The following is an 11,300-nucleotide window of genomic DNA, read 5'->3' as shown; positions in this document are numbered from 1 at the left end:
TTCTAAATGGGTGGGTTGGGCGCTGTGCCCGTGCCTCAATTTCTTGTTTTTCGCCGCCAGTCCAGCCCCCGACCCCCCGCCCACTACTCTAAAAACCAGTCGTGACAGACCACTAAGACGCTTGCGTCTCGTCGGATGTGGCTGGAGCCGAAGCGTGCGAATCAACCGGCTCGCTCGATTCGGTCGCCGGTTTGGTCGGTGCATGCCCGTGTGGTGTGTTCATCGCCACAACCACGACGCCGACCACGGTCAACGTCATTCCGACCCACAGCACAGGACTGACTTGCACGTGGTCTCCCAACCGGAGCACGGAAACGAGTGCGGAGACCGACACCGCCCCGCCAAACACGATCGGCATGACGAGCAATGCATTGCCTTTGCTGGTCATCATCGCGGTGGTCAAACACACCGCTCCCATCGCCCCCAAACAACCGGCCAAGAATCCCCATTTGACGGTCGCGAAGTGCTCGCCCGAGAACGTGAACGAGTCGCCTTTGAATTTCATCATGGCAATTCCGCCAACGATCGCGATGACCAGGTACGCGATGCCGATGAAGACATAAGGTTTGAAAGGCGACCACAGCGGTGCCCCGTTGACCCGCGGAGCTTGAGCATTGCCGATCGTTGGACCGTAGCAGCCCCAAAACAAGGCTGTGCCGATTGCGAAGAGAATAGGAATCAACATTTTATTCATAGAACCGTCAGTAGGAGGGATGGCGGTGAGAGCGTCAGGAACTCAGCCAACGGATGAACATGGCAATGTTTTTGGCTGCGATGCCGCTCCGCTGCTACGTCGATCAAACGTTGAACAAGAAGTGACAAATGTCACCGTCCTGCATCACGTATGATTTGCCTTCGACACGAAGCTTACCGGCTTGGCGAATGTCTTTCTCAGTTTTGTATTCTTCCAAATCCGGCAACTGGTAAATCTCAGCCCGGATGAAACCGCGTTCGAAATCGCTGTGGATCACCCCCGCGGCTTGGGGAGCCGTGGAACCGATTCGAACTGGCCACGCCCGGACTTCGGTTTCTCCCGCTGTGAAGAAACTCTGCAATCCGAGTGTGCGATAAGCTTCGCGGGCGATGACGTTCAGCGATGGCTCTTCCAAGCCCACATCCGCCAACATTTCCGCACGGTCCTCTTCGTCCAGTTCAGCGATCTCTGATTCCAGTTTCGCGCAAACGCAGGCCACCGAAGCTCCGGTCGTGGCTGCATGCTCACGCACCTTGTCCACCAACTCGTGCTCACCGTTGAGGTCGTTTTCATCCACGTTGGCGATGTACAGGATCGGTTTCGCGGTCATCAACCCGTAGCTGCTGATCGCGTTCTGTTCGGCTTCCGGCAATTCCAATGTTCGCAGCGGTTGCTCGCTTTCCAAGTGGGCATTGCACTTCTCGATCGCCGCGACGCGAAGCTTCGCCTCTTTGTCGCCGCTGCGAGCTGTCCGCTGTGCCTTGCCCAAGGCATTTTCCAGCGTTTGCATGTCGGCCAACACGAGTTCCGTTTCGATCGTGTCGATGTCTGCGATTGGATTGACTTGACCACTGACGTGAATCACGTCGGGATCCTCAAAGCAACGCACGACCTGCATGATCGCGTCGACTTGTCGGATGTGACTGAGGAATTTGTTGCCCAATCCCTCGCCGTCCGCTGCCCCCTTCACGATGCCAGCGATATCGACCAGCTTCAGCGCCGAAGGAATGACCTTTTGAGGCTTGATAAAATCGGTGATCCGATGCAAACGCGAATCGGGAACACTGACGATTCCCTCGTTGGGCTCGATCGTGCAGAACGGGTAGTTGGCGCTTTGAGCCGCGACGCTGGACGTCAGAGCGTTGAAAAGGGTGCTTTTGCCGACATTGGGCAAGCCGACGATTCCGGCTTCCATCGAGTTGCCTGAAAGATTGAGGGAAAGATTGGGAGCGAGCCGAGAGACCGCGTGGATTCAGCGATCCTCGCAACGGCCACTGTTATGGCGATTCCAAGTCGATTCGTCGAGATGACGCGTTGAACAGGCCGGCTGCGCCCGTCTCCACTTCAGAACTCTGCCTGGAACTGGGTTCGAAACAATGTTCCGTCGTCGCCAACCAAGATGTCGCTGGTCGTGTTCTGCAATGGACTTCCATCTAGCTGCGTTGCATCCAGGGTGAACTTTAAACTCGGTTTGGACAGCGGATACCAGTTCATTCCTACCGCGTATTCGTTGGCAGCGCCGTACTCCCCGTCGACCCGCGAATAACGCAGGTTCACATCCCATCGCTTTGAGATCAAGAACTTGCCGCCTTCGACATAAAATCCGTGCTGAAACAGCCCGTCGTTGGCAATCGAGCCATCGCCCTGCAAATCAGTGATCCAGCGTAGGAACACTTCGCTTGTCACGCTCCATCCGCGACGTTTCCAAGCCAAATCCACCCCGTACAACCACACGTCGAAATTGGAGACCGACACGCCGGGCTCAACCGCCCCGGACTGGGTCAAACGTGTGCCATCGGAGAGCCGGACAAAGTTGGCTTCCCCATAAGCGATTCCACTGGGTTGGACCGCTTGGGGCGAATAGACGACTGAGTGCCCAAGTCGCCAAAGAGCGGCGTACGTGTTTTCAAAGTCCACGATCCGCGAACCAAAATCCCCTGCCGGATCGACGTAGCTGGTCGCGGCAAACGTGAAGCGATTGTCGGTCGACGAATTGGGCAGGTTGGCTGTTCGGTACCCATTGCCGGCCATGATTTGATAATGACCATGCTCAGCGAACTTCCCGATCCCGAAAATGCCAACGGTTCGATCAGGACGAAAAAAGTCGTTCGCCATCGGTCGATCAGCGAAGCGGGTGTGTCTCGCCCCAAGGAGCCACTGCCGGCTGGCGGACACCTTTCGTTTTCCCATCTGAATCTGAAATCGGTCGGTGGCTTGCCAGCCCCAGAAGTAATCGAAAAAATCCAGCGTGTGAGTTCCGTCGGTGTCCCCATCCACCTGTACAAAGTACGTCAGCCTCGGATCAATCACATGGCCGCGAATCGCCAATCGAGCACGCTCGATGTCAAACGCACTCCGGTCTTCCTTGAGACGGGTGACTCCCGCATTGTCCGTCCAAGAATCGCTTTGGGTGACAAAGGCATGATGCCGAAATTGAGCCCAGCCATTGAACTTCACTTCAAACGGGTGCTTCGCTTTGTCAAACGGACGAATCACAAAACCGCGATCGTAATCCGCGTAGTAGTCAAGCGTTCGAAATGCCTTCGCGTTCGTTCCATCGCATGCTGCTTGCGGAGACTGTTCCGCAGCCAACGCAACCCGCTCGATCAGGCCCGGAGTGCAACCGTCATCGTCTTCGTCCGCCAACAAACCGAAGGGAGCTTCCGCGATCTCGACACGCCGTTTTAGCTCGTCGATTCGGGCCTGCTGAGCATCCAGTTGCTTTTGCAGATCAGCCAGACCTCTGGCTGAGTCTTGCGTTGAAAGGTCCAGCCCCGAAACATTTTGAGCCGAAGCGTTTTGACCCAAGACTTTTTCCGTCGTGGCGTTCCATCCCAACAGGATTGCCAGGCAAGCAACCACCAGCGTTCTTGGAATAGAACACTGTCTCGATGAAAGCTCGCGAGTCATTTCGTGTGTCACCTCAACCCTCTGCCAACACGAGCAGACCGGCGCCACGCCGAATGACACCTGACGATCCAATCCTCTTGATCGGCAAATCAGAGCCAGCCATCACATCCACCCCTTCGGGTGCCCGCAAAGTCACCGCATCCACACCCCCTTTCCTCTGAGGTCACGCAGTTTAAGAAGGCCGCGTTTTAGCGGGTGCAGCATTTGAGGACCTCTCCCGAAACGAAGTTTTTGGGGGAGGGCCCAGTCGGATCCAGCGTGCACCGCCCCTCTTCCGATTCCGTCCCCAGTTCCGATTCAGTCTCCAGCAACACCACCGAGCCAGCGTCCTGGTGACCAGACGCATCAGCGAGGCCGATGTGGCATGCCCCACGCCGGCCGCGTCCGATGAGCTTCCAAGCCCGTCGAGATGGAAAGCCGGTCTCGATAGCCGTGGTCGCGACATTTGCCCCACGCCCTTATGCTGGTCGCTTGATTCATCTCGCCCCATTCCCCCGCTCGGACGCACTCTTCCGCATGCCATCCCTCGATCTCTACGACTACGACTTGCCTCGCGAACGCATCGCTCAGGAACCGCTTCAAAACCGCGTCGACGCTCGGTTGATGGTGGTTGATCGAGCCTCCGGAGAGATTGAACATCACCACGTGCGTGACCTCCCGCAACTGCTTCGAGCGGAAGACGTGATGGTGATGAACAATTCGCGGGTCGTCCCGGCGCGTTTGTTTGGCAGACGCACCAAAACCGGAGGCCGCTGGCAAGGGCTGTTTTTGCGATCGGATCGAGCGACCGGGGTTTGGGAACTTCTGACCAAAACCCGCGGAACCCTGCAAACCGGCGAAACGATCACCTTGGATGACCGGGACGCTCGAGCTGGTGGCGAACTGATGGTCATCGGGCGGGACGACCAAGGACACCTGCTCGTTCAACCCGTTCCCAACGACTTTTTCGAAGGTCCGCCTCAGGCGATCGAACCAGGGAAGTGGCTGGACCGATACGGCCGCGTTCCCATCCCACCCTACATTCGCGATGGGCACATGGTGGATGCGGATGTCATTAACTATCAAACCGTCTTCGCCAGCGACAAACCCGAGGACGCCGCCAGCGTCGCGGCTCCTACCGCCGGTTTGCACTTCACCCGACAACTGCTCGAAGAAATTGCCAAAGGTCAAACCGCGACGGCGGAAGTCACCTTGCATGTCGGCATCGGCACCTTCCGTCCTATCGAAGTCGATGACATCGACGAGCATCGAATGCATGAAGAATGGGGTCGAATTGAAAGCGACGCGGTCAATCAAATCAATGATCGCAGAAGCGGCGGCGGACGCTGCGTCGCGATAGGAACGACCAGCGTGCGTGTGTTGGAAAGCTGCGTCGCCAACCGAAGCGAAATTAACGGCCGCGGGATCGCGGAAACCTGGACAGGTGCGACCGACATCTTCATCAAACCACCGTATCGTTTCGGCGTGGTCGATGCGTTGATGACAAACTTTCACTTGCCCAAGAGTTCGCTGCTCGTTCTGGTCAGCGCCTTCGCCGGTCACGATTTGATTCGTCGTGCCTACCAAGAGGCGATCGAGAACGAGTACCGATTCTTCAGCTACGGCGACGCGATGCTGATCGTGTGATCATAGGGAACGGGCATGCTCGCCAGGCGAAGGCGGCACACGCGGGAGGAAACAGTTACATTCGTGTCCCTTCTTCGTCCGTCTTGCCCCGGAGTCCCCCCAGTGCCCTCCCTCCTGATCTGCCGAAACACAGCCGTCCACCTCTCGATGCTGGTTGCCACCGTGAGCGCGATGATTCTCGGCACCTGGAGTGAAAACGTTCCCGCAGCAGATCCCCCCAATGTCATCCTGCTGATGGGCGATGATCATGGCTGGGACGAAACCGGTTACAACGGCCACCCACATTTGCAGACACCAATCCTGGACCAAATGGCAGCGACCGGATTGCGACTGGATCGCTTTTACGCTGCCCATCCGACATGCTCTCCGACGAGGGGCAGCGTCGTCACGGGACGGCATCCAAACCGCTATGGAACGTTCACGCCAAACTACTCGATTCGCCCGGAAGAGATCGGTGTTGCTAGCTTGTTGAAACAAGCGAACTACCACACTGCCCACTTCGGCAAATGGCACCTCGGACCAGTCAAAGCCTCCTCCCCAACGAACCCTGGAGCGTTCGGCTTTGACGAGTGGTTGTCACATGACAATTTCTTCGAACTCAACCCTTGGCTGTCTCACAACGGAGGCCCACCCCAGCAGTTCCAAGGAGAGAGTTCCGAATTGCTGGTCGATCGAGCGATTGAATACCTTCAAACGGCCCCAAGAGACAAACCTTTCTTTCTCGTGATCTGGTATGGATCTCCGCATGAACCTTACAGCGGCTTGCCAAAAGACCTGGCGTTGTACGATGACCTTCCCAGTCAATACGCCAATCAGACGACACGCCTGACTTCCAACAAAACGGGCCTGCCGGTGAGGCGGCCACTCGGCGAAGTGCTCCGCGAACGCTACGCGGAAATCACGGCGATGGACCGTTCGATTGGAACGCTGCGTCAATGGTTGGCCGCGAATGAACTTCGCGACAACACCATGCTGTGGTACTGCGGTGACAACGGCACATCGGGTGATGGGATCGTCACCTCACCACTGCGGGGACAAAAATCAGACCTGTATGACGGTGGAATACGAGTCCCGGGATTGATTGAGTGGCCCGCGAAAATCAGCATGCCGACCACCTCGCAGGTCCCCTCCGTCACAACGGACATCCTGCCGACGCTTTGTGAACTCGCTGGCGTCGCAGTGCCGAAACGTCCCCTCGATGGCGTGAGTCTGGTTCCTCTGCTGGACGGCAAAATGAAGCAACGCAATCAACCGATTTGCTTCTGGAGCTTCGACCACCGCCGAGAATCCAAACGGGCCCCATACCTGCCCGAGGAAGCCCAGCAGGGCACCACGCCGCTGGTGAAGTTGATGCGGGGCAATGCAACGCGTGACTTTATCAATTTTCATCACCCCAAAATTGAGCCGCAAGACTTCGGCGGCGGCCGCGTGATTTTGGACGATCGCTTCAAACTGGTGGTCCCCGCGGATGGTTCCAAACAACTTTACGACATGCAAACAGATCCGAACGAGACCCAAAATGTGCTTGCCGACCAACCCGAGATCGCCCAAAGCCTGACAGACCAATTGCAGACGTGGCAACAATCGGTGCTCGAGAGCCTCACCGGCCAGGACTACTGAGCAACGCGGGCAAAATAAGTGTCCGGGCTGCCCAGGGAACTCGTCGCCTCGTCCACGACGACAGCCATTGCCCGTGCGATGCACTGTCCGTGCGAAGCTACACCGGTGAGCCGAATCAAATGAATCAGACTCGGTGCAGCCACATGAATTCGTAGGGGCCCAGCTCCAACGGGTGAGACGTTGTGATCGTCTGACCGGAGTACAGGTCTTCGAAGAACCGCCCCATCCCAGCCGTCCTCAATCGGTTGCTGTCGATCTGCTGAGGGTGCTCACAGAAGTTCGCCACGACGATCACACGGTTGCCTTCGTGTTGGCGGACATAGCCAAGCAGGTGCGGTGACTCGAGTACCAACAGCTCCATGTCCAATCCGCCAAACGCGGGCGTCATCTTGCGGATCGCAATCAGTTTGCGAATCGATCGATAAATCCGAGCGCGAGTGGAACCATCATCACCGAGTTCATCCAAGAACTCCCACTGCATCTTGGGACGGTGAACCCAACGAGTGTCGCCAGCTTTCGCTGGGTCTTTGACGAAATCGTAATCGTTCAGTGCTCCCCACTCTTCTCCCAAGTACACCAGTGGAATCCCACCGACGCTGAGCATCATCGCGTTGAGCAACAGGATGCGGCGAATCGCGAGCTCTTTCAATTCATCGCTTTCAGCCTCGATGGCTTGCTCCAAACCAGCCAGCGATGCAAGCGTCCCGCTGATCCGCATGTCGCCGTTGTCAGGGTTGTGTTGAAACGGGACCCCGCGAGCGAACGAGCCTTCGAATTGGCCGGTGTAAAACGCATTCAGAAATTGTCGATGCCCGAACGCTTCAATGCCAACCGCAGCGGCATCTGCATCATCGAACGTCCAACCAATGTCGTCATGGCACCGCAAGTAGTTCACCCAAGTGGTTCGCTCGGGCAACTTGTGTCGTCGCGCGAGCGAACGTCGCAAAAGTTTCGTGTCCCGAGTCGCCAGCGACTCCCACATCAACGCCATCAGCGTTGGGTTGTACGAGGTCTGGCATTCTTTGTGACTGATGTACCGAACGACATCGTCTGGGTGCACAATCGCTTCGCTCTTGAAAACCAACCCTGGTGCCGCGATTCGAACGCAAGAATTGAATGCACGAATCAGCGTGTGGGCTTCAGGCAGATTCTCACAGCTCGTTCCCATCTGTTTCCAAATGAACGCGACCGCGTCGAGCCTCAATAAGTCGACTCCCGTGTTGGCGATGAACAGCATCTCGGACAGCATCGCTCGGAAGACTTCCGGGTTTCGATAATTCAAATCCCATTGGAAACTGTTGAACGTTGTCCACACCCACTGCTGCATGCCGTCATGCCACGTGAAGTTCCCACGACGAACGGTCGGAAAGATTTCACGCAGCGTGCGTTCGTATTGGTCCGGCACGGTGCGATCGGGGAAGATGAAGTAGTACTTTTGATACTCCTCGTTTCCTGACTGAGCCTGTTGTGCCCAATAGTGATCATCCGCGGTGTGGTTGAAAACAAAATCCAACACCAACAAGATCCCGGCTTCACGAAGGTCATCGGCGAGCAATCGCAAATCGTCGATCGTTCCAACGCGAGGATCCACGCTTCGATAGTTGCTGATCGCGTAGCCGCCATCGTTGTTGCCTGGACGCACTGCGAACAGCGGCATCAGGTGCAAGTAGGACAGGCCCAGGTCTTGAAAGTAGGGGATCTGCTTTCGCAGTTCACCAAGATTCTCACTAAACAAGTCCACATACAGCGCCCCACCAACCAACTTCTCTGACAGATACCACTCTGGGTTGTTGATTCGGTTTTCGTCATCGCGTTTCAACTGCTCGGGGCGCATTCGCCAACCGCGAATGACTGTCAGCAAAATCTGCTCGAGGTGATAGAAAAAATCCCATTGGTCGCCGTACAAATGCACTAGGTAGCCGAACAGGTCGTCCCAGTGCTGAACGATCCGCAACTGAATTTCGTCGGCTTCTCGTTGAGAGACATTTTCGACTTCCCAAAACGATTCCAAACGAGGCAGCAAACGATTCAGCGCACTCTGTGCACGCGAATCCTTCACGCCGTTGCGGACCGCGTGCATCAGCGCGTTGGTGTGCGTAGCGTTCATGTTCTCTGCTGGAACGGGGGCTGAATCAGGATGCCGTGGCGGTTTCGGAAGATTGACGTGTGTTGCGGTCGTCATTCATTTCGCCTGCGGATTGTTCGTCATGTTGTTCGTTCGTTTCCTCGCCTGCCGTTTCGCTCGTCCGGTGCTTTCCGGGTTCGTGCTCGATCCGATCGTTCGGAATCCGAATGTGGTTCAAGAAATCGTAATACTCGATTCCTTCCATGATCCCGCGAGCGTGATGCCCTTCTGCGAAGTAAATCCGCGGCAATCGACGCAGCTTGTCGAGTTCCGGACTGTAGTTCCCGACCACAACGCCCAGCGTGCCGCCCTTCAGCATGCCTTCGTCATTGCCGCAGTCACCTGCGACCAGCAATCGCTCGGGTTCAAACCCCCAGCGATAAGCAAGGTGCCGCAACGACAGTTCGCTGCCGCCGCGGAGCGGGATGATGTCTAAAAACGATCCCAGCGACAACACGACTTTCACACGAAGTCCCGCCGAACGGAGCATTTTGCGGATTTGCGCCACGGACGGCGAATCTTCCGGGTCAATCCGGTAACTGATCTTGAACTCGGTTTGGTCCTTTTCCGTTTGCAGAAACAATCCTGGCACCTCGTCAAGCACTTCGTGGACCAACTTGGGCTGCCAGTGATGCTTGATTTGCTTTCGCCAGGAGAGGTCGGGAGTGAGGTCTTGGCCGTAATACAGTTCCGTTCCCACAGCGGCCGACAGCACGTCCGGCCGGGGCAAATTGAGTTCGGTGATCAAAGACATCGCTTCGTCGAGCGAGCGGCCCGTATCGATCCCAAACCCAATGTCGCGCCCCGCGGTGTTCAAGAGATCCACAAAGTCCGCCAAGGCGTCGTCGTCCCCCGTCAATGTGTTGTCGAGATCGGTCATGATGATCCGATCGAACTCGGGTAGCCGACGCGTGGTTCGCCCCACCGATTGAGCCAACGCCGGGGTGGCAGACTGCTCGATGATCTCCGTCACGTCTCGCAGATAACGGTCGACATGGTTGCCCCAACTGTAGTGAGTTCGAGATCCCTCGATGCCGTTTTCAGACCAAGTCTTCCATTGTTCGGGCTCGGTCAACCCACGCATCAAAGCGTGTTCAATTTCTTCCGGAGAAAGTGGATCGATGAGCAACCCGTTTTGGCAATTGGCAATGATGTCACTGGGGCCACCATCGTTGGTGGCAACAATCGGCACACCACTGGCGGCGGCTTCGAGGAGCGTCAACCCAAACGGTTCCGTCAACGCAGGATTGACGAAGATGCCTTTGCGACGGGCTGTCAATCGGTACAGGTCCGGCACATCGCTGGGGCGATGCGACTTCGGATACGCCACATGACCATACAGGTCGTAGACATCGATCAAGTGCAGCACGTTGGTGAGCACACGACGTTGCGCAGAAGGCATTTCACGAAGATCTTCGCGAGAACCGAGAACCAACACCAAATTCGCGATTTCGCGGAATTTGGGATTCTCACCGAACACGCGAACCAACATCTCGATGTTCTTGCGTTCGTCTGGACGAGCCATGGCGACCACCATCGGCTTCTCCGCGTCCTTCAAAAACGGCGTGAGCTGATCATGAATTCGCGGCAGCGGCTCGGATTCATCGACGGGATAAAACTGGGAAAGATCCACCCCCGGAGGAATGACTTCCATCCGATCCGGTTGATAGTGATCGTAGATCGCATACTGTTCTTCGACTTCTTGGCCGGTGCTGGTGATCACCAGCGAAGCGGTCTCCAGCGCGAACTCCTCCGCTTCTTCTCGAACCGTGAACTTGAACTTTTTATCCAGATCACGAGGCGGCTTGGCCGTTTTTGACTCTTGCGACGCAGCGATCAAACGCTGGCGTTTCACTCGGCCAAGTGAGTGCCCAGTGAAGACATAGGGGACGTGAAGAAGACGAGCCAACTGAGCGCCCGCGTAGCCCGCATCGGCGTAGTGCCCGTGGATCAAATCGGGCAACCCAACGCGCCGATAATGTCCCAACATCTGATCGATGAAGGTCTCCAGGTAAGGCCACAAGCCTTCTTTGCGGAGATATCGTTTTGGCCCAAATGGCACGCGAACGATTTTCGCTTTTGGATTGATGACCTCTTCGACTTGGGCGTAATCCGGCCCGACCCGATCGTCGAAAATTTGCCGCGTGACCAATTCCACGGACTCGATTTCTTCTCGACGCGAAAGTTCTTCCGCTAATTCGAGAACGTATTTGATCTGTCCTCCTGTGTCCGCATCTCTTCCAAGCTCGGGATCTCGTGCACGGATCAATCCGTGCAAACTAAGCAAAGTGACGCGAAGTGTCCCGCTGGCGGGCATACTCATGT

General features: G+C 56.5%; 7 protein-coding genes. 2 read left to right on the top strand and 5 right to left on the bottom strand.

Annotation, left to right across the window (positions count from 1 at the left end; all coding sequences use genetic code 11):
• Nucleotides 1-112: 112 nt before the first annotated feature.
• From ACF8AM_RS03695 to ACF8AM_RS03685, 3 genes are all read right to left on the bottom strand, one after another.
• Complete coding sequence (locus tag ACF8AM_RS03695; protein WP_392554334.1) at nucleotides 113-694, bottom strand: hypothetical protein; 582 nt, start codon at nucleotides 692-694, stop codon at nucleotides 113-115.
• Between the two features lie 103 nt (nucleotides 695-797).
• Nucleotides 798-1,889, bottom strand: coding sequence for a redox-regulated ATPase YchF (gene ychF / locus ACF8AM_RS03690; protein WP_392554333.1), 1,092 nt, complete (start codon nucleotides 1,887-1,889; stop codon nucleotides 798-800).
• A gap of 149 nt (nucleotides 1,890-2,038) precedes the next feature.
• Nucleotides 2,039-3,556, bottom strand: a complete 1,518-nt coding sequence (locus tag ACF8AM_RS03685; protein WP_392554332.1) for a porin — start codon at nucleotides 3,554-3,556, stop codon at nucleotides 2,039-2,041.
• Nucleotides 3,557-4,120: 564 nt separating this feature from the next.
• Between ACF8AM_RS03685 and queA the strand changes: the two genes are divergently transcribed.
• Nucleotides 4,121-5,230 (top strand): tRNA preQ1(34) S-adenosylmethionine ribosyltransferase-isomerase QueA, encoded by a 1,110-nt coding sequence (gene queA, locus ACF8AM_RS03680; protein WP_392554331.1) that lies wholly within the window; start codon nucleotides 4,121-4,123, stop codon nucleotides 5,228-5,230.
• Nucleotides 5,231-5,401: 171 nt separating this feature from the next.
• Complete coding sequence (locus ACF8AM_RS03675) at nucleotides 5,402-6,850, top strand: sulfatase (RefSeq protein ID WP_392554335.1); 1,449 nt, start codon at nucleotides 5,402-5,404, stop codon at nucleotides 6,848-6,850.
• 124 nt (nucleotides 6,851-6,974) lie between these two features.
• Here ACF8AM_RS03675 and ACF8AM_RS03670 read toward each other — a convergent pair whose 3' ends face one another.
• Both ACF8AM_RS03670 and ACF8AM_RS03665 read right to left on the bottom strand, forming a co-directional pair.
• Entirely contained in the window at nucleotides 6,975-8,957 is a 1,983-nt protein-coding gene (locus ACF8AM_RS03670; protein ID WP_392554330.1) for an alpha-amylase family glycosyl hydrolase, read from the bottom strand.
• A gap of 25 nt (nucleotides 8,958-8,982) precedes the next feature.
• A complete protein-coding gene (locus ACF8AM_RS03665; protein ID WP_392554329.1) occupies nucleotides 8,983-11,298 on the bottom strand; it encodes an HAD family hydrolase in 2,316 nt (771 codons plus the stop codon).
• Between the last annotated feature and the right edge of the window lie 2 nt (nucleotides 11,299-11,300).

The organism is Rhodopirellula sp. JB055 (genome assembly GCF_043100905.1).
Lineage (GTDB): Bacteria > Planctomycetota > Planctomycetia > Pirellulales > Pirellulaceae > Rhodopirellula.
This window is presented reverse-complemented; position numbering and strand designations above follow the sequence as displayed.